Raw genomic sequence first — 20,704 nt, forward strand, 5'->3', positions numbered from 1 at the left:
GAACATAATTCAAATTCCGGTGATGAGCAAAACCACACGAACAGAGGACTCTCTCTTTCTCTAAAACCTTCCTTACTGATCACGAAATGCGGCACGGGGTAGAATAATATGTATTTTGATACTTACCCACTATACTAATACTTCTGGTTTCCAGTATATGCTCTCTAGAAGGCCTATATGCCGCTATTTTAGATGTTTGTGGCGGCACCAGATAAGCTTACATATTCGGACAAATACACCTTTCCGACCACCGTTTGAATCGGTATGGTCGGTTCAACCACCCCTCGAAAGCACTCCATGCTCCAACGAGGGGAAGCTCCGACGATGACTGACGCACTCCTGTCGGGACGAGATCGGTGCTTCAGCGTCGATTATGCTCGCGTTTTGGCGTTCAAATCGTCGGCCGGTTGTAGCCGTCCATGGAGGTGGCACGACATCCGAATCGAATGGACACCATCTCTCAGACAGGGTTGTACAGCGGGGCGTTTCCGCCAACCCTGCGCTTGGTTAGTCGAACAGACGCCCAGCCACCACGCAAAGACTGCTGTACGTCCACCAAAATAATGTCAGCAACTCATAAAGATACGGAATCCGTTTCCAAAGAGACAGACGACTCGAGCGAGAGCAATATCAAGCGGTACAACATCACGATGGATGAGGAGCACCATGACGAGGTGGTTGATTTCGTCGAGAACCGCGGGGAGACATTCAGTTCTTTCGTCCGTCGGGCAGTCGAGGCCCGTCGTCATCGACTGGAAAATGACGGTGTCGCTCGTGAGTTCCAGCCACTCCTTGACGAGATTGAAGGGGTCGGAGAGGGTGTCGAGAACCTCACCTCTCAACTCGATCAGCTTCAGTCACTCATCAAGGAAGTGGCCGAGCGGAACGGAGACAACGTAGTGTCCGACGACGGTGATTCGCTCTCAAACGAGACAACGGATTCTGTCCTTGCTCATATCAGGGACATAGACGGAGCGACGATCCCGGAACTGGTTGAGGAGACATCCTTCGAACGACACACGGTGCAACGAGCTATCGCCAGACTCGAGGCCGACTTCGTAATTACGGAGAGGGACGAGAATGGGAGCGTTCCCGTCTGGGAGGTGAGGTAAAGTATGGCAACTGCTGACTCCAACGACGATGACGAGTTTCGCGAATTCAATGACCCTCTCGTTCGGAAGTTCCTGTGTCGACGTCAGCGCCAGAACAAGGAGTCATCTGTCGAAAACGACAAAACAGTCTTCCGACAGTACCTTCCGATGCTGGGAGAGAAGTCGGTTGAAGAGGCAGAATTCCCGGATGTCGTTGACTTCGTTGACCAACTCGTCGACAAGGGATGCCCAGAGTCCACGATCCGCGTCTACCTCAGCTCGATCAGCAAGCTGCATCAGTATCTCAACCGGTTCCACGATGCGAATATGCCGGGGGTGGCGAATATCCCCGAGATGTATAACAACCTCAACGACCCGCACGAGCGCAAGCCGCTTGATCGCGACGAAGTGAGGCAGCTGATCGACGCTACACAGTCACTCCGAGATGCTCTCATTATCGGGTACCTCTATTACACCGGCAATCGGGCGTCGATTCCAGCTAAACTCAAGCTTCGTGACGTTGATCTTGAGGCCGGTACGATCTACATCGATAACCTCAAAAACAGTGGCGAGCGGGAGATCTCGATCCACGACGATATAGAGTTCTTGCTTCGTGTGTGGCTCACCGAGGAACGCGAAGCGTATCCGCCAGCGAGCGAGAGTCCCTATGTCTTTGTCGGCGAACAGTCAGCCGAGCGATTGTGCAAAGAGCGCATCTGGAAAATCGTCCACGAGGCGGCTGGTCGAGCGGGAATCCAAGAGGTTGTTGGTCAAACAGCCCACGACAATAATATCTACAAGGTCACGACCCACGTTCTACGTCACTCCTTCGCCACACACGGGTTCGAAGATGGGATGACCAAGGGAGATCTTGCAGCGTTCCTTGGCCAAGAAAACGAGGAATCAGTAGAAGTGTACATCGAGAGCAACGAGATAGGTGAAGCAGTGAAGGCTTACAACTCCTCTTACGAGGGTATCTAGTAACAGGAAGACTGTTTCTGACGAGCAGTAATTCCTATTCCTTCAACCCTTCTGAGACAGCTTACACACGAACTACACACTGGAATTGTTCTAAAAGTTTTTAGAATTGCTAAGATGTGTGCTCCGTGTGTATCTGAAACGAAGCGGTAAATCCTACTGAACAATCCAAAGAGTGCGACGAAACGAGGAAGTTGGTTACAATCGAGTTCCTATCATTGCCTGTCGAGGAACGAGTGGGCCGATCTGTTTGACCCGACGCCAGAGTTCTTTCACCGGCTGATCATCATCTACAGCTCGCAGATTGTCGGTAATCCACATATCAGCGTCAAAGTGAGCGCTAGCCGACGATTCTGGCTGGTGGAAATAATCCTCAATCACCGTCTCGAGGCAGAGGTGATTGAGGCCGCGGAAACTTGTGTCGCACCCGTGAGCAAGAAGCCGTGTACGAATTCGTGGAAGGGTTGAGGCGGACGAGGTAATAAGGGTCGTTCTTCTTTCCTTATTCCGACAGGGCTGAAGATGTTCTTCCATCAGTTCCTTCAACAGACTACCTTCGCAATCTACTGCAGACAGCGACCGCGACTCTTTTCGCACTAGCTGGTTTATGTTTCCGAATCCGACATTCCATCCGACACAGTCACCTCCATCAGAATACTCCACCTCCAGCAGGCACCACACCTCAATTGTGTTGTCGGGTGCGGCGAAAATGCCACTCTTATTGAGCATACCCTGACCTCCTTTGTTCGAATTGAGGAGTTAGAGAGTACCATACGGATGATACCCGGGACATTTCGAGGCCGGGTTGTATCGAATGTGACCGGGACGTACAGACGTGGGATATCATTTTGATACGGATCTCGAGGATCCGAAGCGGTGTGAAAAAAGCTGCGTAGGTAATTTGACAATTTCAGTCAGATACACGAGCACCATTGCGGATAGGTCTACACGGCATTCAAAACGGAGAGCCAGAGAGGTTTCATCGTGGAATCTTAGTCAGGAATGAGCTTTGTCGATATGTACAGTGGTACTGATAGCGGCCATATAGTGAAATAGATCAACCGACAGGCGGCATATATTCGGCGTACCGTTCGCAATCTCAACTCCAGATTTACTCTATCTTGATTTCGGAGAAGAAAAAGCGAGGAACTGTCGAGGTCGCAGATCTACTCTACATCAGCGGGAGGATCGAAGTAGAACGTGTCCTCACGTTCAACTTCCGAATAGTGTTCGAGAAAGCTGTAACGACAGCCGAGACGGATAGCGTCTAAAGATATCGTCTCTGTCCACGGAATCCGAACGAGAGTCTTTCTGCCCATCGTTGGATGAGTGACCCTAAATGAGACACCATCCTCAGCTGATACCTCATCGTTCGAAAGCAGCTGTGTTGCGAGTACTGCTGGAGGATCCGTGGGTACGTAGACTAGGAGAGCGATATAACCGTCGTCCAGAAGCAACTTTGTAAGCTGCTCTGACCAGATATTGAAACAGCCTAGCTCACCGTCTTCGTATTTGTACTGGCAGGACTTGATTTCGACCTCGTCGCCATCGGATGTTCGAGCGTCGTACCACGATCCGTGATCTTCTTCCAACTCAAATTTCTCACGAAGATACTTCTCGGCACGCCACCAGATCGGTGGATCGTCTGAACTCGAAGAGGTGTGGTCGAGCTGGTACTCCTCATCGCGTAGAGGGTAGCGTCGCATCGGTCACCCCCAACCCCTAGGGAATCGCTGTCGGGAGAGGGCGAAGTGACTCTTCAGCCCTCTTAATTGACGACGAGAGGTTAAGAACGGGTTGTCTCTCCCGGGCCGATCAGCTGAACGTGCCAATCTTCCGGTTAACCGTCTTCCGGCTGGTCGAATGTCAGTGCCTCTGCATCGTGGCCTTGGATGGCCAGTCATGCCTGTCTCGATCATTGGTCGTTTGCTCGCCTCCTGTGGTCGGTCTATAGCACCGACTGCTGGTGCTGCCCTCGAGGATCTACCCCGTGTAAATAAGAATTATGTCAGGAGTGGGATCTCGGTGGGACAAATAGCGTTCAGGAACACACACCCCACGTCTTGAATGAATATCTCTTGCTTTCACTGTCGTATAGTCACTATTGGTGACCGGGGCACACACCCCTCATCTTGAATGTAATTGCGAATCACGATCCGCGAGAGAGGAGCCCTCACTCGATACTTTCTGTTATCGGAAAGGCAACATATTCTATCATACAGTGCATTGTCCCGAGTATGCAGCGCCGCGAGTTCTTCGTAGCGGCTGCCGCTACGCCCATCGTGGGGTTTCCCGACTTTGAGAGAGGTGAGAGCGATTCCTCGGAACTTCCAGAATCAGATGATCCGATGATTTGGTTTGGCCAGCTCTCTGTGGCTGTAGAAGCGCCGGCCGACGAGGCGGAGGCGCTTGAGGCAGTTGAGTGGATTCGTGGTGACCGCGAGATAGAGGAAGCGATACGACGGGCAGCTCGGGATGAGTACGACGAAGATGAACTGATCGAACGGTTTGTTGCAACGTCGGACTGGGTGGAGTATGAGTGACGAGCTTCCTTCATACTTGGAATTGGATGTTATCCCGGATACAATCCTTGAGCCGCCAGAACGGTTCGACCGCATCAAGAACCGGATCGGGTGTTGTGGCGTGAAACCGAACCTCGTCTATGGTGGGTATGTCCATCGGATTTGGGTGACGCACGCCGTCGATTTTGTTCGGGAAGTGTATGACGGCGATGTCGACGCCTATGTGGATATGTTCGCACCCAATCTCTGTTCCCCAGAGGTAGTGAAAGAAATGCGGGAAGCTGTCGAGCAGGCTCTCGAGTTCCACGACGAATACGAGAGAGAATTCGAGATACTGCGTGAGTACCGAGAACAGGAGTGGCAGCGGCTCCGTGAGAAGAGCTATAACGGTGGCTCAGATGCCGTCGAATAGCTCCTGTAGCTCCCGCATTTTTTGCTCAACTTCCCACTCCTCCATCTTCTCGTGTTCTCCGGCGATTCGATAAGAGTGTGCGACGAGTGAGTTCACGCTTGCCAGAAAGTTCTGCATATTGTGTCGTAGCTGCTCGTCTGACTCGCTGCTGTCCAGCTCCTCGTAGTTCCTCCTCAGGATCTCGATTGTCATCCCAAGGTCATCGGGCATATCCGGATCCGTCGACTCGACCCTAATGAATGCCGGCCTACAGCTGCTCTGCCGTCTCTTCGACTGTGATGGCGTTCTAGCCTATCCCCGTAGACACTATACCAACTTCACGGGTCTAATCAGTACGTCACAAGCGGGATTTTAGAGTTCCACAAGAAACAGAGGGGCTAGAGTGGGTTTCATTCAAGACGTGGGGTGTGTGGTTGCCCAGATTGGAGGATAGAAAGTCGAAACTTGTGGATGTGATGCGGCCGTTCAACCACTATCACGGCACTACGCCCTAAAAAATAGCTCAACTCTGTGCTGATTGAACGCCCTGCCAAAGGTCATAGAGTACCTTGGTTAGTCGGGTCGCCTCATCCGCCATTCCCTCAATCTCTTCGTCGGTTCGGCCCACTACAATCGAATGTGCCCCAGCATCCCCATGTTCCTTGAAATCATCTAATTTGTCAAGGAGTTCCTCGTCAATATCACGTGAATAGATTCGGAAATCACCGACATTATCCCGTAAATTCTTCTTAAGCTCTGCCAAGCTGTGATGATACCCACGATCAGAATCGAAGAACAGTTCGATGTTCTGCCGCCCGTAGTGGCCGCGTAGGATATCTGCGAGCAGATTCTCGAATAATTTCCGAGTCAGGACTAGTACGGCGTCATTGACACGGACGCGATAACACTCATTTATGTCCTCGACCAACTGTTCGTAGAACTGATCCTCCACGACATCTGTGTCAATAAATCGATCCTCTCGCGGTTCCTCCACAAGGGAGGTATCCACACAGTTCTCAAAATGCTCCAATCCTGTCGGAGATAGCACGTATCCCCCGTTGCTCGGCGAAAGCCAGTCTGCGTCTTCAAGGCGATTAAAGTACGTCGAGACGTGCTTCGACGGGACTGACTCCCGTGAGTCGTCAATGACGTTCCGAACGTCTTCGTGAGCTACCGGTTGTTGATCCTCGAACTCTTCTAAGTAATAGATAGCGAGGCCAACGACCTCCTTTTTGCTCGAGTATTCGGCGTGTTGCAGAAGTCTGTCGAAGTTCATCTATTGTTCAACAAGGTGTCCTTTTATTTATTTACCATTATGGGTCGCGAAGATCCTATACCGTGTCTTTTCATTCGGATCTAGACAGCGTCTATTACCTCTCCAAACAATCTAGTGAAAATAGCCACCGATCGAGATGTTTTGCTCCCGTTGCTTTGGCCATCAGCGCAGTCGAAGACTTCGGTTGTCACAACCCTGTGTTATCGCGTTGTGGAGGGAGCGGCCAGTATTGAATGTAGTTATTGAAGCCAACTGCTAGTAGTAGTTTAACCCAAAATCTACAAGCGAGTGAGACAATGATACTATACAAGCCCGACGATGGCCACCATCACCCACTCTAGCACCCTCGGGTTTGAACTCGAGATGGAGTACGATGAGGGATTTGTGGAAGGAGACTTCGTCCAAGTTCCCGGCCCGGAGGAGAGTAAATATGTGGCACAGATCACCCATACAGAGACAGACGACGGACACATCGAGGCGAGTGCATCTGTCATCGGTAGTTACCCCAGTCTCCCGTTTCGACAGGGTACTGAAGTTGAGAGGGCCGATGAAGACTTAGTTCTCGAAACGCTCTCATTGCCCTCCAGCGGTATCCAGATTGGGGCGCTCCGTAGCTTTGGGACACCCCTCTACCTCTCCGTCGAGAAGTTCATGGAAAAACAAGTGGGCGTCTTTGGACGGACGGGAAGCGGGAAGTCGTACACTGCCGGAGTGCTGATGGAAGAGCTATTTGAATACGACCAGCCGATGGTGATCGTCGACCCTCACGGCGAGTATGCATCGCTAAAAGTGAAACCTGACGGGGAGGCGAGCGACTATCGGGTCGTTGAATATGCCGACCTCGAATTTAATTCAGCCGCAGATCGCGATCTCGATCTCGACAGCATCGATCCGCTTGACCTCGCCCGGCCCGGACAGGCGACCGTTCTCAACCTTCGCGGGGTGGACACCGAGCGTCAAGAAGACATCGTGGCGACCCTTCTCGACGCTCTGTTTTTGGCCCGAAAACGGGATCGCATCCCCGCGACTAAGGTCTTCCTCGAAGAGGCTCATCTGTTCGCCCCCCAGCGGAAAAACGAGCCGCGCTCCGTCATCGAGAACATCGCCAAGGAGGGCCGTAAGTTCGGCTTCACGCTGACACTAATCAGCCAACGTCCGAGCGAAATCTATCCAAACATCCGCGCCCAGTTGCAGGCGTTTACGATTCACAAGCTCACAGACGACACCGATATCAAGAAGATCATCAAGAGCGCTGAGGGGCTCGATTCCTCGTGGGGCACGCAGATCCAGAAGCTCCAGACTGGCGAGGTGCTGTTCGTCGGCGACGTAATCGCCTCGCCGACCTTCGTCGATGTTCGCGAGCGTCGGACGAAACATCACGAAGGAAGCGAGGGGATGTTCCAAACGAGCGACCACGCCCGGGATGCTGCCGCGGTCGATGACCGCCAGACAGAACTAGACGAGGAAGTGACATCGGCAACAGTCGCGCGACTCAAGGAACGCATCGACGAACTCGAAACAGAACGCGATCGGCTTCGCGAGCGACTCGAACAGGAGCAGGAGGGGGAAACTAATGAACGGATCGCGGAACTCGAAACTACCGTCGACGAGCAACGGAAAGAAATTGACGAGCTCCAGTCGAAGATTCGCGATCGGGAGACGTCGATTGAGGAGCTTGAAGCGGAGCTCGAGGAGCGAGAGCAACAGATCCGAGAGCAGCGGAATAAGATCCAGCAACTTCGGGCAGAACGTGACGCTCTCGGCGAGGGCACCAGCAGTTCGGCCTCATCAGAGGCCGACGACGGGGAGGGCGACATTCTCGACCATCCGTACGTAGACCGCGTGCTTGCGCGGCTTCGGGAGGAACTCGCAGCCCTAGACAAGTACGAGCGTGGAATGCTCGAGTTCTTCCTCTACAACGAGAGTGGTTCGATCGAGGACGCGTACTTCCACGCCGGGGGATCGCCCAACTCCTCTCAGCGGTACGAGAAGGCCGAGACGTTGGTCGAGAAAAATTTCATTCGCAAACGGAAGCGAGGCGAGTACGTGTACGCGTTAGACGATCTCATTGAGGATAAGCTCAATGACTTTACCGATCAAGGGAATATTGACGTAGCAATTGACACAATCGAGGACGACTTAACCTCCTCAGCTTCGAAATGAGCCACCTCTGTAGTAGACTTAGATAGTATCTGCTTTACTTATAAACCGGTATCTTGGTTCTCACTATCTAAGTCAAGATTACGAAGGTCTCATTCGAGAGATTCTACGCCAAGCCCATCACAATAACTCGTTCGGGATATTCTCTGTACCTCTTTTTCGCACTCCTATGGGCTTCTGTAGAGCGTTTAGTTTTTATAGAACTAACGTCTGTCCCTTACTGTCTCCTGCCCTCTGCATCCGCGACGAAAGTTATGACTTACCCTTACTCCTTACCTCTCGAATTCTACCATCTTGTACTGTATAGAGATGTTTTAAGGGGTATCCTATCACAAGTGGCAAAGAATTTATTGTGGTTTAGTATGTATGTGACGGCAAGGCATGGAAGACGACGAACCGTCACAGTCAACGCTCCAAGACCTCCTCGTCGACGAGGAACAGATGAACGAAGAGTTGCTGACCAACCTGCTGGCCGACTACGTTGGTATCGGGAGCAACTCCGGGAGTCTCGTGCCCACACCTGCGTTCGAAGAACTGACCGCGAAACAGCAGATAACCGTGGTGTTGCTGGCGCAGAGAGCACGGCACGAACTCGATATGGTGGAGTCGGAACAGCTCACTCCATCGGAGATCAGCGAGGAAAGCGGGATCAAGACGGGTACCATCTACCCGACCATTCGGGAATTAGAGGAGGAAGACGTCGCCGTGGGTAACGACGGAAGCTACCACATCCCGCCGTACAACTTTACAAAAGCCAAACAGCTCATCCGGGGTGATGCGTAATGAACGACGACGTAGAGGCGCTCCAAGAAAGGGTGGAGCAGCTCGAAGACCGTGTGGCTACAATCGAGGAGCAATTCGAGTCCGGGGAGGTGCCTGACGAACCTGCAGACCTCCGAACATTCGTCGAGCAGGTCGATCCATCGACGCACGTCGAGCGCGTGGTGACGATTGGGTACTACTTTGAGATACAACAGGGCCGCGAGAACTTCACTGTCGAGGATATTGAGGAGGGCTATCGTACCTGTAAAATCCAAAAGCCAGCGAATCCGAGTGACGCGCTCGCAAACGCAGAGAAGCGTGGCTGGCTGATGAGGGACGGCAAGGATGAACACTACCAGCTGTGGATGCTGACCCGCGAGGGTGAGCAGTATGTCGAGGAGGTGAGCGAGGCATGAGTCTCGAAGACGAGATTCAAGACCGCCTCGTGGCCGACAGCGAGTCCATCCTCCAGAACAACCTTGATCGGGTCGAGGAGCTGTTCCAGCTCCATAGCGACGGTACTATCGACATCAGCGAGAAGTACCGCGATGTCGGCCCGGAGAACAGGATGTTGATCTACCTCATTGCCCAGCGGTTCGCAAAGGAGGGCAGCATTGCTGACGAAGACACCATCGACTCGGAGTACTTCTACAAGCGGATTGACCGCAAGGAACGGACTATTCGAGATTACTTGCAAAATCTCCGGGAGGTAGGACTTGCCACCAAAAAGGGCAGAAGCGATCATCGACTAATCGTCGAAAACCTCCCCGACGCACTCGACCGACTGGAGGAGGCGGTCGACTCGACCAGTGATAGCGAATGACGACTACATCGAAGCCCCGACTGTACTACCCGCCTAGCCACACGCTTGACACACTTAAAGCGGTCATCAGTGGGAGCCATACGAGAGAACAAATCGCCGACGAACTTGGAATCAGCCCCAACACGGCCAAAAACAAAGTACACGACCCGCTACACCTCGGTCTCATCGAGAGTGACGGTGAGAAGTACAAAGCCACTGACGAGGCACGACGACTTGTCCAGCTCCAAGACGACGACGTACTTGAAGACCGGTTCGTAGACCTCCCCGGCGTGGAGGGAGTATTAGAAAAGCTTGAGAATGGAGGAGCCACAGCCGAAGAAATCGGACGCATCATCAGTTTTGAAACGGAATCAGGAGCCGCAGACACGGAAACTTTCGAGAAATATGGGCGAGTGTATGCTCAGTGGATTCACCGTCTTGACCTAGGCGAGGTTGAGGAAAACAACTCCCAGTCTCAGCATCCGTTGGAGAATGATCGGGGTGCAAACAATCCCCGTGTGCCTCCACAGAAGGTTATCGAGGCGCTGCGTGTTATGGACGAGGTCGAGACTAGGGCGGAGTTAGCCGACCGACTCGATCACTCAGAACGATATACGCAGAAAATACTCACCACGGCGTACGCACTCAAGGTCGCGCAAACTGAGCGTGGGGGCGGCTTCACCACGACGAAAACTGGCCGCACGCTGACGACGACTAGTCAAGGTAAGCAGCGGGAGTTACTGCGAGATAATTTGCTTGAAATACCCCTCGTGCAAGCATACTGTAATCGCGTTCCAAGTGGCGAATTTAAGAACAAGGCAGTGATAGAACAGGTTTCTGAGGAATACAGCCTCGGCTGGAGTGAGGGGACTATCAGAACGCGATCACAACGCCTCTACCAATGGTTGATCTTTACTAGGCTGGCTGAAGAAAAGAAACAAGGTACCCTCGAGGCGACCGACAAGATGCCTCGAGGAAATTTACCTGATCCGTAGATATCTACCGAGCGAGAATCAGTGTTCTGAGTTAGTTAATAACCGCAGACCGGGACGGGTAGTAGTTGTAGGACGCGTGTACCGAATATCGAGTCCCGTAGCAGTATCTCAATGGTTGTTTCGAGAGCATCACCCATACCTGATTGGCTGGATTCTGGACGGTTAATGCCGGCACGGAGCAGCATTTTCATACTTGGACTCTGTCACGCTAGTTGGGCGATCCGCCCCGACCTAACCGAGTACGTGGGCTTGGGGGAGCGGAGTAATCCCCTTCGATAATTCGGATATGCTGCAAGCCGGCATTTATCAGTCAGGACGGGCCCTCTGAGCTTGAGATGCAAACGACATTCACTTCACAGGATGAGGCACGGGAGGCGTTGACAGTTGACTACGGAATTTCCGAGAAGAACGTGGATGCCTTGTTCGATGCTGTGGACACCGCGACAGAGTCGTTGATTGACGAGTACGGCCTACATGGTGAGGTGGACACGGATACTGTGCAGCGGTGGCTGCAGATCGGTTCGGCAGAAAATATTGCATGGTTTGTCGACGAGGGAGTGTTGGCTGTCGATGAACTGGATGGCTTCATCAGCGATCTCGGCGTATCCGAGATGGAAACGGTCGCTGGACGGGTGGCTACGAGGAATAGGGACTTGATGCGTCTGTCTGAATCGATTTTATCGGGCTGACGTAGTAATCAACTCTGTTTAGGGGTGTAGTCTACCAATATGTGCTTACGGATTTGAGGAATCTCGCGTCGCGTGGCGGAACTCATCACGTCCGCACAATTGTAGGTCTTGAGCACGAATCGGACTGTATGGGCCGGAATATGCTCGTCGACGGCGAGTGGAAGACAGACCTCGAACCGTACACCGACGAGGATGGCGCGTTCGACCGGGTCGAAACCTCGTTCCGCGACTGGATTCGCGGCACGCATCGAAGCGCAGACGATGTCGTGGCGGACGGGCCGGAACCCGAGGGCGGTCGCTACCACCTCTACATTGCGCGGAACTGTCCGTGGGCACACGGGGCTGCGCTCACGCGCCGGTTGGCCGGACTCACCGACGCCGTCTCGATGGACATCGTCGACCCCGTCCGCGAGGACGAGGGCTGGGAGTTCACGTCCGAGAAGGACGGCTGCACGTCCGACACCGTCAACGGCGCCGACTATCTCCGCGAGGTGTACGTCGCGGCCGACCCCGAGTACACGGGCCGCGTGACCGTCCCCGTGCTGTGGGACACGCAGGAGGACACCATTGTCAACAACGAGTCCATCGAGATCATGCGGATGTTCGCCACCGCGTTCGACGGTGTGGGTGATGATGGGATGAACCTGTACCCCGAGGGCTACCGCGAGGAGATCGACCGCATCATCGACGCTATCTACGACTCCATCAACAACGGTGTCTACCGCGCCGGCTTCGCGGAGTCACAGGAAGCCTACGACGAAGCCGTCACCGACGTGTTTGATGCCCTTGACCACTGGGACGAGGTGCTGGCCGACCAGCGATACCTCGCCGGCGACCGGCTGACCCTCGCAGACGTGCGGATGTTCCCGACGCTCGTCCGCTTCGACCACTGCTACCATACGGCCTTCAACTGTGATCGGCAGTACCTCCACCAGTACGAGCACCTCTGGCCATACCTGCGCGACCTCTACCAGACGCCGGGTGTCGCAGAGACGGTGCGAATGGAGCACATCAAGGATCAGGGCTACTATCAGGGCGAAATCACGCCCATCGGCCCGGATATAGACTTCGATACACCTCACGACCGCGACCAGTTGTCGGCTGAACCATCGAACATCCCATCGGTCGAGTAGCTCGCAGGTGCCCGTGCAGTTAGTCATTCCTCTGTGTGCCGATTACCCACTTTTTTGTGTGCTACCTCTGTTTACTCGCCAGTAAGAGCAATATTGCATGTCACTAGCTGATGCGCACAGACCGACGAACACGCGCGAGCGGTACCGCTTGATGACTGACGCGGCCTCCCGACCGTTTGCGGTCGGCGCCGTCGCCGTTCCCTTGGTACTTCCCGTGTTGGGCTACCTCTCGGGTGATGTCCGAATTATGTTCACTGTCCACCTCTTCCTCGGTGCCTTCTGGTTCGGAACTGCGGTACTCGGCGCGGTCGTGCTCGGGCCCGTGATGGGGAATCTCTCCGAGGAAGCCAACGTCGAGTTTGCCGAGGGCTTCGTCCCGAAGATGAACCTGCTGATGGAACCGGTCTCGGTTGGTGTGGTCGGCTCGGGGATTGGCCTCGCCAGTATGATGGGGCTGTGGGCATCTCCGACCCCATCGCTGTGGGCAGCACTCGTCCTCGCGATTGCACTGCTCATTCTCGGGTTCGGCCCACTCCACAAATTCACGGCAGGTATGTTCGACGAGATTGCCGCCGACAATACTGACCACGATCGCCTCGCCTCCCTGAACAAGAAGTACGGGATGCTGAGTCTAGTCGAACTCGTCCTGATGATCGCCATCGTCGCCACGATGTCCGGCCTCCGCTGGGGCTTCTAATACCGAATTCGTTGCCGAACGACACTCGATTTTCACTTCGTCCCCTCGCTCTAATACAGTCTCTCCCGAGTACTACCGACAACTTTGACGCGGCTGCGCTTCAGGGAGGACATATGGCTGTTGACATCGCTATCTCTGATGCGCTTGTTCTCACCGTCGACGAGCGTAACCGTCTGTACGAACGTGGGACGGTGCTCGTCGACGACGGTCGCATCACGGAGGTGCGCAAGTCCGAGGACGGCGATGGGGAGATCGAAGCCACGCACACGATCGACGGCGACGGAAAACTGGTGATGCCGGGGCTAGTCAACGCCCACACCCACCTCGAACTGACGCCGCTAATCGGTGCGTTCAGCGATCTCGACCTGCTGGAGATGATGGGCAGTATGACGGCCATCTACGGCCGTCTTGGCGAGGGCGACTTCGACTATCTGGTCGAGGCGGGGTACGAACTTGCCGCTCTGAATTTCCTCCTCGGGGGCGTCACGACGATCAACTCGATGGATGTCCGGCCGAGTGCGGGCGCGGAGACGTTCGGCGAAGCGGGCCTCCGCGGCTTCTTCGGCCCGACAATCACGGATCTGTTCTGGGACGTCCCCGTCGACGAGCAGTTCGACCGCGCTCGAACGTTCATCGACGAGTACCACGATACCTACGACGGCCGGATCCGGGCGACGATCTGCCCGCACGATGACTGGTCGTGTACGCGCGACCTCTGGGAGCGCACGGCCGATCTCGCGGCCGAGTATCCCGACCTGCTCGTCCACACCCACTTACTGGAACTCGAGGAGAGCAACACGATGGCGCGGGCGAATGGCGGCGAGGACTCGCTCGATCTGCTCGATGACGTCGGATTGCTCGACGACCGGCTGGTTGCGGCGCACTTCCGCGTCGCCGACGAGGCGGACATCAAGCGGACTGCCGAGGCGGACGCGTCCGTGGCACACTGCCCGTCGGTGTTCTGCTACTGGAACCCGGACGCCGAGATGCAGTGGACGCCCGTCCCGGAACTGCGAAAGGCGGGTGTCGACGTCGGGCTGGGAATCGACGACCACTATTGGCACGACTCCTACAGTATGTTCGGTGAGGCCCGGCAGGCTCGCCTCGCGGCCAACGTCAAGCGGACGACCGGCCAGTTCTCCTCGATGGAGCTGGTGCGGATGCTGACGATCGACGGTGCTCGGGCGCTGGGTATCGGCGACGAGATCGGGAGCATCGAACCGGGTAAGCGGGCGGACATCATCCTCCTCGACGTGGACAAGCCGAAGTTCACCCCGTTGACCAACATACCTGCCCACGTCGTGAACAACGCCGCGCCGGCGGACGTGGAGACGGTTATCGTCGACGGAGAAGTCGTGATGCAGGGAGGGGCACCGAAGACGATGGATGCCGATGCGGTACAGCAGCGCGTGGAGGAGGCAGTCGAACGCTTTGCCGACGAGACGGGGTGGGAACTGGACATTGGAGGCGGTGAACCGCCGGGGTCGGTCGAGACGATCCGAGACCTCCCCAAGCGTGGGCCCGCCCGCCTGCTCTCTCGGCTTGCCCTCCAATCGGCGCGTGACAAGTTCCCCTTCTGATCGACCATGTCCACGTCACCGTTTCCTCCCGGGTACGTCCGGTTCGATGACGTCCGAACCTCGATGCCGGAACCACGCCGGGTGCAGGTTTCCGAATCGGTCGCATTAGAGACGATACACGTGGATGGGTCGGATCCAGCAGTCGTGTTCGTTCACGGCGGTCTCGGCTCGCTGTGGAACCCCTATCCGCAACTGAACGCATTCGAGGGCGAGCAGGAGCTGGTGACGTATTCGCTGGCCGGAAACGGCAACTCCACGACGCGTCCCGAGCAGTCGCTCACCGGGCACGTCACCGACCTCCGAGATCTGCTCGATGCGCTTGACGTCGACCGACCAATCGTCCACGGCCACAGTTACGGCACCGCCATCGCGCTCGAATACGCCAAACGCCATCCGACGGCTGGCCTCGTGCTCCACGCAGGGGGTGATCACGACCTCACACCGGCGTGGGAGAAACCGCTGTTACGGCTGTTCCTCGCGCTTCGACTGTATCACCTGCCTGCGAACGACGCGCTCATCCGTCAACTGGCCTACAGCGTCGGCTTTCATGAGGAGACAGCCGAGGCCGTCGTCGAGGATTTCCTGCAATCAAATCCCTTGCCGCGCCGCCGCTCGGCGTGGACGACTGTGACCGAGGCGTTCTGGGGCTACGATGGACGCTCCGATACCGAGCGGGTCGACGTGCCCGCGCTCGTCATCCACGGCCCTGCCGATGGGATCGTCCCGGTCGATGCGGCACGCGGGACTGCGCGTCGGCTCCCCGAGAGCGTGTTCTGCCGGATGGAGCGCACCGGTCACGTCGCGATGATCGAACGGCCGGCTGCGTACAATCGGCTCCTCCGGGCACTCCTCGCGGCAATCGAAGCTGAGCGTGATCTCGAATCGGCGGTTCGTGATCGGCTTGGCGAGCATAACAGCGACTAGCCGTCCATTCCCACCGATGTTGGCTCTCGAAGGGGCAACACGACCTACGCCGTGATATCGGCCCGACGCAGGAGTTGCGCGTTGACCGCGACGATGACCGTACTCGCCGACATAAGGACGGCCCCCACTGCGGGCGAGAGCAAGATGCCGATCGGGGCGAGGATACCAGCAGCGAGCGGGAGGGCAAAGACGTTGTAGCCGGCGGCCCACACGAGATTCTCCTGCATCTTCCGGTAGCTCTTCCGGCTGAGGCGGACGAGACTCACGACGTCCCGGGGGTCGTTCTCGACGAGGACGACGTCCGCTGACTCGACAGCCACGTCGGTACCCGACCCGATTGCGATGCCGACATCCGCACGCGTCAGCGCGGGGGCGTCGTTCACGCCGTCACCGACCATCGCAACCAGTTGATCCTGCTCCTGTAGCTCGACGATTTTCTTGTCTTTGTCCTCCGGGAGAACTTCGGCGAAGTAGGTGTCGATGCCGAGTTCCTCGGACACGGCACGAGCGACATCTTCGGAGTCGCCGGTCAACATCGCCACTTCGATCCCCATCGCGTGGAGGGAGTCGATTGCCTCGCGGCTTTCGTCGCGGATCACGTCCGCGAGTGCGACTGCACCGACAGCCTCGTCGTCACGTAGCAGGTAGACGACTCCCTGCCCCCGGGAACCGGCCTCGTCTGCGAAGGCGGTCAGACTGTCGCCGGGATCGATGTCGAGATGTCGCAAGAGATTCGGCCCGCCGACGTAGACCGTCGTTCCCTGCTGGACGGCGCTGGACTCGCCAGTACCCACTGAGATGTCGGTTTCGACAGTGGCACGGACACCCCGTCCCTCGAGGGCCTCGAACTCTCGCGTGGATGGGACGGACAAGCCACGATCGTGTGCCTCCTCTCGAATCGCCGTGGCGATCATGTGTTCTGAATCGCCCTCCGCGGCGGCCATGAGCGTGAGCACGTCGTCCTCGTTCCAGCCGTCCGTCGTCGCGATGTCGACGATGCCCTGTTCACCTTTTGTGAGGGTTCCCGTTTTGTCGAAGACTATGGTGTCGAGGTTGCGGGCCTCCTCCATCGCGATCCGATCGCGGACGAGCATCCCGTTGCGGGCGGCCAGCGAGGTGTTGATCGCGACGACCAGCGGGACTGCGAGTCCGAGCGCGTGCGGGCACGCGATCACCAGCACGGTGACGACCCGTTCGACCACAGACAGGCCGAACCCCTCGGCGAGGCCCCACGCGATCGCGGTCACCGCCGCGACGCCGAGCGCCGCGTAGAAGAGCCAGCCCGCGGCACGGTCAGCGAGTACCTGCGTTCGCGACTTGCTCTGTTGGGCTTCGTCGACCAACCGCATAATCCCCGACAGTGTCGTCTCCTCGCCGGTCGCGGTGACGCGCACGCGGAGGCTGCCGCTCTGATTGGTCGTGCCACCGATCACCTCGTCGCCGGGCGTCTTCTCGACCGGTTTCGATTCGCCGGTGACCATCGCCTCGTTGACGTTCGATTCGCCCTCCTCGACGACGCCGTCGGCCGGGACGTTTGCCCCGGGGCGGACGAGTACCAGATCGCCCTCGGAGAGATCGTCGACGGAGACCTCCTCGGTATCTCCGGATTCGTCGATCCGCTCCGCGGTGGCGGGCATCAGGTCGGCGAGTTCGTCGAGCGCCCCCGAGGCCCGGCGAACACTCCGCATTTCGATCCAGTGGCCCAGCAGGAAGATGACGACCAGCGTGACCAGTTCCCAGAAGAACGGTTCGCCGATCTCGAAGGCGACTGCGGCGAGACTGTAGACGAAGGCGACGGTGATCGCCAGCGAGATGAGCAGCATCATTCCGGGCTCGCGGTTTCTGGCTTCGACCGCGCCCATCCGGAGGAAGGGAATGCCACCGTACGCGAAGATAACTACTCCGAGGACAGGGCCGACGAACGCGCTGCCGGCAAACTGGATGGCGGTGTACCCGAGCCAGCCCTGCAGCATCGAACTGTAGTAGAGGACGGGCAATGCGAGCAGGAAGCAGACGACGAATCGGCGCTTGAACATCTGCTCGTGGCCGGAGTGGTCGACCATTCCGCCGTGGTCGTGTCCACCGCCCCCGTGGTGGCCTTCGTGAGACGACGCCTCCTCGTCGGATTCATCTCGATAACACTCGCAGACGCGACAGCACGGACACTCGCGGTCGGTCGGCTTCTGATGGGGCGCGTGTTCGTCGTGGTGGTCGTGACGGTCGGACATATCGGTTAGTCCTCCCGTCGTAGTCGCTCACGTCGTGTTTCGAACTCCTCGTCAGATAGCTCGCCTCGGGCGTAGGCGACCCGCAGTTCTTCAAGCGCAGCATCCTCACTTCGACCGTCAGTTCGGCGGATCCCTCGGTACAGGAGGTATCCGAGCCCGAGAGCGACGATCAGGACGACCAACCACATCAGGAGCCACATCCATCCGGCCCCGCCCCACATTCCCACGTCACCCATGTGGCCCCATCCCCACATCCCCATAGCGGGCATCATAACTGCCATCAAGAGGAACGGCACGATGAGAACGACAGCGACGATGATGAGGAGGACTCGGAGGAGTTGCTCATTTGAAGACATATGCTAACTCTTCGCTCAGCGAGCATAAAATACTGTCCGGGGCTCCGGAAAACCGATAGTTGCATCTGGTCAATCAACCCTACCCCCTCAATAGTGGTCACCGACACTGCTGCTGTTAGAAATTAGTAGTCACAACAGATCGGGCCGAGTAGTTGTAGTAGTCGTCCTTTCCGGCCATGGCTACTCCCCCCGAACGGCGGCTGCGGTCTCGGACGTCGATGCCGGCGGATCGGCGCTCATGCCCGGTGTGACGTGGTCGGAGCGGAAAGGTACGTCGGATGGCCTCGCGACCGGCGCGTCTCGACCGGTTCCGCGACCTGGCGTGTCGTTTGGGAAACAATACCTAAGTGGATCGATCCCGCTCGATCGATCTTGGGGGCTCCGGGTGGACGTATGAACTACACGAACCACGCCGACGCGAGAACGCGCACCGGTCCCGAACGGTCATCGGTCGCCGACACGGGAGTGGAGGTGTCGTGAACGATGCCGGATCCGACGCCGACCGACGCGTCGCTTCTGGATCGTCCTGGGGTGACGTCCGAACGGCGAACCGTGAACGGCGTTCGACTACACGTCGTCACGGCCGGCGACGAGGGCGACCCGCCGGTCGTCCTGCTTCACGGGTTCCCCGAGTTCTGGTACGGCTGGCACCGATCGATCGAGCCGCTCGTCGACGCCGGCTACCGCGTTCTCGTCCCCGACCAGCGGGGGTACAACCGGTCGGAGAAGCCGGAGGGAACGCGTCCCTATCGGGTCGGCGAACTGTCGAAGGACGTCGTCGACCTCGTCCGATCGACCGGGAGCGAGTCCGCCCATCTCGTCGGTCACGACTGGGGCGGGGCGGTCGCGTGGAACGTCGCCCTTCGCCATCCCGACGCCGTCGACCGGCTCGTCGCCGTCAACATTCCCCACCCGACGGTGTTCGAGGAGACGCTGACGTCGAACCCGCGACAGACGCTGCGGAGTTGGTACATGTTCTTCTTCCAGCTCCCCCGGCTGCCGGAGTGGTTCCAGCGACGCGGCGGGTATCGGCCGCTGGTGAACAGCCTCCGGGGAGCGGCGGGCGACCCGTTCACCGAGGAGGACCTCGACAGGTACCGTGCCGCGTGGAGCCGCGAGCGGGGGTTGACCGGGATGATCAACTGGTATCGCGCGCTGTTCCGGCACACCGAGGACCCGCCGCGCGAGCAGGTGACGGTTCCCACCGCCGTCATCTGGGGCGAGCGCGACGGGTACCTCCTCGCCGAGATGGCCGACCGCAGCGTCGAGTACTGCGAGAACGGCCGGCTCGAACGGATCCCGGACGCGACCCACTGGGTCCACCACGAACGGCCCGAGCGCGTGACCGACCTCGTCATCGATCACCTCTCGTGAACCAAACGAACGGACGCCAATGACAGTCAACACGATCCCACGGTACGACGCCGATCGCATCGCGCCCGTCGGCGATCACGCCGTCGTCGTCGGGGGAGCATGGGCGGGCTGGTCGCGGCCCGCGTGCTCGCGGACGCCTTCGATCGGGTGACCGTCCTCGACCGCGACGCGTTCCCCTCGACGCCGACCCCCCGCCGGGGCGTTCCACAGGGGAACCACGTCCACGCGCTTCTCGAGGCGGGGCGATCGACCCTCGAGGACCTCTTCGCGGGGTACGGCGACGAACTCGTCGCGGCGGGTGCGACGGAGATCGATCTGTCCACCGACTTCAACTTCTACGACGAGGGGGACTTCGTCTCGGAGGGACGCCACCACCTGCCGATGTACTGCGCGAGCCGCCCGCTGATCGAACACGTGACGCGACGTGAACTCGACGCGCTCGACTCCGTCACGCTTCGAGACGAGTGTCACGTGACAGAGTACCGCACCGACGACCGGGAGTCGACCGTGGAGGGCGTGCGGATTCGAGACGAGGAGAACGAGATCGAGCCGATCGACGCCGACCTCGTCGTCGACTGTACCGGGCGGACGTCGTCGACGCCGGAGTGGCTGGCGAGACACGGGTACCGGCGGCCGCCGAGAGACGAGGTCCGGATCGACCTCGTGTACAGCACGATAGCCATCGATCGACCCCCGACGACCGACGGGCGTTCCACGTGATGCCCTGTCCGCCGAGGACCAGAAGC

At 57.6% G+C, this 20,704-nt stretch carries 21 protein-coding genes; 16 read left to right on the forward strand and 5 right to left on the reverse strand.

Annotated elements, in window-relative coordinates:
- Positions 1-563: 563 nt before the first annotated feature.
- Both AXA68_RS00505 and AXA68_RS00510 read left to right on the forward strand, forming a co-directional pair.
- Entirely contained in the window at positions 564-1,112 is a 549-nt protein-coding gene (locus tag AXA68_RS00505) for a MarR family transcriptional regulator (protein WP_066411360.1), read from the forward strand.
- A 3-nt stretch (positions 1,113-1,115) separates the two neighbouring features.
- Positions 1,116-2,072: a tyrosine-type recombinase/integrase gene (locus AXA68_RS00510; protein ID WP_066411362.1), complete on the forward strand. Its 957-nt coding sequence runs from the start codon at positions 1,116-1,118 to the stop codon at positions 2,070-2,072.
- Positions 2,073-3,235: 1,163 nt separating this feature from the next.
- On the opposite strand, the gene AXA68_RS16565 is transcribed toward AXA68_RS00510, so the two are convergent.
- Entirely contained in the window at positions 3,236-3,775 is a 540-nt protein-coding gene (locus AXA68_RS16565) for a hypothetical protein (RefSeq protein ID WP_157884764.1), read from the reverse strand.
- A 531-nt stretch (positions 3,776-4,306) separates the two neighbouring features.
- Here AXA68_RS16565 and AXA68_RS00515 point away from each other — a divergent pair.
- Positions 4,307-4,612: a hypothetical protein gene (locus AXA68_RS00515; protein ID WP_066411364.1), complete on the forward strand. Its 306-nt coding sequence runs from the start codon at positions 4,307-4,309 to the stop codon at positions 4,610-4,612.
- Positions 4,605-5,003, forward strand: a complete 399-nt coding sequence (locus tag AXA68_RS00520; protein ID WP_066411367.1) for a hypothetical protein — start codon at positions 4,605-4,607, stop codon at positions 5,001-5,003. Before AXA68_RS00515 ends, AXA68_RS00520 begins: the two co-directional genes overlap by 8 nt.
- Here AXA68_RS00520 and AXA68_RS00525 read toward each other — a convergent pair.
- The gene (locus AXA68_RS00525; protein ID WP_066411370.1) at positions 4,986-5,213 is read right to left on the reverse strand and encodes a hypothetical protein; all 228 of its coding nucleotides are present in this window, start codon (positions 5,211-5,213) and stop codon (positions 4,986-4,988) included. The genes AXA68_RS00520 and AXA68_RS00525 overlap by 18 nt on opposite strands.
- 292 nt (positions 5,214-5,505) lie before the next feature.
- Entirely contained in the window at positions 5,506-6,258 is a 753-nt protein-coding gene (locus AXA68_RS00530) for a hypothetical protein (protein WP_066411373.1), read from the reverse strand.
- A 318-nt stretch (positions 6,259-6,576) separates the two neighbouring features.
- On the opposite strand from AXA68_RS00530, the gene AXA68_RS00535 reads away from it, so the two are divergent.
- From AXA68_RS00535 to AXA68_RS00575, 10 genes are all read left to right on the forward strand, one after another.
- On the forward strand, positions 6,577-8,421 hold the full coding sequence (locus AXA68_RS00535) for an ATP-binding protein (protein WP_066411376.1): 1,845 nt from the start codon (positions 6,577-6,579) through the stop codon (positions 8,419-8,421).
- 378 nt (positions 8,422-8,799) lie between these two features.
- Positions 8,800-9,201, forward strand: a complete 402-nt coding sequence (locus AXA68_RS00540; protein WP_066411378.1) for a hypothetical protein — start codon at positions 8,800-8,802, stop codon at positions 9,199-9,201.
- Positions 9,201-9,596: a hypothetical protein gene (locus tag AXA68_RS00545; protein ID WP_066411380.1), complete on the forward strand. Its 396-nt coding sequence runs from the start codon at positions 9,201-9,203 to the stop codon at positions 9,594-9,596. Before AXA68_RS00540 ends, AXA68_RS00545 begins: the two co-directional genes overlap by 1 nt.
- Complete coding sequence (locus tag AXA68_RS00550; protein WP_066411382.1) at positions 9,593-10,003, forward strand: hypothetical protein; 411 nt, start codon at positions 9,593-9,595, stop codon at positions 10,001-10,003. Before AXA68_RS00545 ends, AXA68_RS00550 begins: the two co-directional genes overlap by 4 nt.
- Positions 10,000-10,977: a hypothetical protein gene (locus tag AXA68_RS15805; protein ID WP_080505121.1), complete on the forward strand. Its 978-nt coding sequence runs from the start codon at positions 10,000-10,002 to the stop codon at positions 10,975-10,977. Before AXA68_RS00550 ends, AXA68_RS15805 begins: the two co-directional genes overlap by 4 nt.
- A gap of 335 nt (positions 10,978-11,312) precedes the next feature.
- A complete protein-coding gene (locus tag AXA68_RS00555; protein WP_066411385.1) occupies positions 11,313-11,666 on the forward strand; it encodes a hypothetical protein in 354 nt (117 codons plus the stop codon).
- 140 nt (positions 11,667-11,806) lie between these two features.
- A complete protein-coding gene (locus AXA68_RS00560) occupies positions 11,807-12,799 on the forward strand; it encodes a glutathione S-transferase family protein (protein ID WP_198529999.1) in 993 nt (330 codons plus the stop codon).
- Positions 12,800-12,950: 151 nt separating this feature from the next.
- Complete coding sequence (locus AXA68_RS00565) at positions 12,951-13,496, forward strand: hypothetical protein (RefSeq protein ID WP_157884765.1); 546 nt, start codon at positions 12,951-12,953, stop codon at positions 13,494-13,496.
- Positions 13,497-13,609: 113 nt separating this feature from the next.
- Complete coding sequence (locus AXA68_RS00570; RefSeq protein ID WP_066411398.1) at positions 13,610-15,076, forward strand: amidohydrolase family protein; 1,467 nt, start codon at positions 13,610-13,612, stop codon at positions 15,074-15,076.
- A gap of 144 nt (positions 15,077-15,220) precedes the next feature.
- The gene (locus tag AXA68_RS00575; RefSeq protein WP_066411399.1) at positions 15,221-16,000 is read left to right on the forward strand and encodes an alpha/beta fold hydrolase; all 780 of its coding nucleotides are present in this window, start codon (positions 15,221-15,223) and stop codon (positions 15,998-16,000) included.
- 44 nt (positions 16,001-16,044) lie between these two features.
- On the opposite strand, the gene AXA68_RS00580 is transcribed toward AXA68_RS00575, so the two are convergent.
- Entirely contained in the window at positions 16,045-18,228 is a 2,184-nt protein-coding gene (locus AXA68_RS00580) for a heavy metal translocating P-type ATPase (RefSeq protein ID WP_066411401.1), read from the reverse strand.
- Between the two features lie 5 nt (positions 18,229-18,233).
- Positions 18,234-18,584: an SHOCT domain-containing protein gene (locus AXA68_RS00585; protein ID WP_066411403.1), complete on the reverse strand. Its 351-nt coding sequence runs from the start codon at positions 18,582-18,584 to the stop codon at positions 18,234-18,236.
- Between the two features lie 483 nt (positions 18,585-19,067).
- Here AXA68_RS00585 and AXA68_RS00590 point away from each other — a divergent pair, with 483 nt between their 5' ends.
- Both AXA68_RS00590 and AXA68_RS16960 read left to right on the forward strand, forming a co-directional pair.
- The gene (locus AXA68_RS00590) at positions 19,068-19,958 is read left to right on the forward strand and encodes an alpha/beta fold hydrolase (RefSeq protein WP_066411405.1); all 891 of its coding nucleotides are present in this window, start codon (positions 19,068-19,070) and stop codon (positions 19,956-19,958) included.
- A 99-nt stretch (positions 19,959-20,057) separates the two neighbouring features.
- A complete protein-coding gene (locus tag AXA68_RS16960; protein ID WP_198530000.1) occupies positions 20,058-20,678 on the forward strand; it encodes an FAD-dependent oxidoreductase in 621 nt (206 codons plus the stop codon).
- The last annotated feature ends 26 nt before the right edge of the window (positions 20,679-20,704 follow it).

Origin of the sequence: Halorubrum aethiopicum, assembly GCF_001542905.1 — an archaeon.
GTDB lineage: Archaea > Halobacteriota > Halobacteria > Halobacteriales > Haloferacaceae > Halorubrum > Halorubrum aethiopicum.

Bases quoted from the DNA above. Each gene is read 5' to 3' on its own strand.
- AXA68_RS00505 (WP_066411360.1), top strand. From the start codon at position 564: ATGTCAGCAACTCATAAAGATACGGAATCCGTTTCCAAAGAGACAGAC.
- AXA68_RS00510 (WP_066411362.1), top strand. From the start codon at position 1,116: ATGGCAACTGCTGACTCCAACGACGATGACGAGTTTCGCGAATTCAAT.
- AXA68_RS16565 (WP_157884764.1), bottom strand. From the start codon at position 3,775: ATGCGACGCTACCCTCTACGCGATGAGGAGTACCAGCTCGACCACACC.
- AXA68_RS00515 (WP_066411364.1), top strand. From the start codon at position 4,307: ATGCAGCGCCGCGAGTTCTTCGTAGCGGCTGCCGCTACGCCCATCGTG.
- AXA68_RS00520 (WP_066411367.1), top strand. From the start codon at position 4,605: ATGAGTGACGAGCTTCCTTCATACTTGGAATTGGATGTTATCCCGGAT.
- AXA68_RS00525 (WP_066411370.1), bottom strand. From the start codon at position 5,213: ATGCCCGATGACCTTGGGATGACAATCGAGATCCTGAGGAGGAACTAC.
- AXA68_RS00530 (WP_066411373.1), bottom strand. From the start codon at position 6,258: ATGAACTTCGACAGACTTCTGCAACACGCCGAATACTCGAGCAAAAAG.
- AXA68_RS00535 (WP_066411376.1), top strand. From the start codon at position 6,577: ATGGCCACCATCACCCACTCTAGCACCCTCGGGTTTGAACTCGAGATG.
- AXA68_RS00540 (WP_066411378.1), top strand. From the start codon at position 8,800: ATGGAAGACGACGAACCGTCACAGTCAACGCTCCAAGACCTCCTCGTC.
- AXA68_RS00545 (WP_066411380.1), top strand. From the start codon at position 9,201: ATGAACGACGACGTAGAGGCGCTCCAAGAAAGGGTGGAGCAGCTCGAA.
- AXA68_RS00550 (WP_066411382.1), top strand. From the start codon at position 9,593: ATGAGTCTCGAAGACGAGATTCAAGACCGCCTCGTGGCCGACAGCGAG.
- AXA68_RS15805 (WP_080505121.1), top strand. From the start codon at position 10,000: ATGACGACTACATCGAAGCCCCGACTGTACTACCCGCCTAGCCACACG.
- AXA68_RS00555 (WP_066411385.1), top strand. From the start codon at position 11,313: ATGCAAACGACATTCACTTCACAGGATGAGGCACGGGAGGCGTTGACA.
- AXA68_RS00560 (WP_198529999.1), top strand. From the start codon at position 11,807: ATGCTCGTCGACGGCGAGTGGAAGACAGACCTCGAACCGTACACCGAC.
- AXA68_RS00565 (WP_157884765.1), top strand. From the start codon at position 12,951: ATGACTGACGCGGCCTCCCGACCGTTTGCGGTCGGCGCCGTCGCCGTT.
- AXA68_RS00570 (WP_066411398.1), top strand. From the start codon at position 13,610: ATGGCTGTTGACATCGCTATCTCTGATGCGCTTGTTCTCACCGTCGAC.
- AXA68_RS00580 (WP_066411401.1), bottom strand. From the start codon at position 18,228: ATGTCCGACCGTCACGACCACCACGACGAACACGCGCCCCATCAGAAG.
- AXA68_RS00585 (WP_066411403.1), bottom strand. From the start codon at position 18,584: ATGTCTTCAAATGAGCAACTCCTCCGAGTCCTCCTCATCATCGTCGCT.
- AXA68_RS00590 (WP_066411405.1), top strand. From the start codon at position 19,068: ATGCCGGATCCGACGCCGACCGACGCGTCGCTTCTGGATCGTCCTGGG.
- AXA68_RS16960 (WP_198530000.1), top strand. From the start codon at position 20,058: ATGGGCGGGCTGGTCGCGGCCCGCGTGCTCGCGGACGCCTTCGATCGG.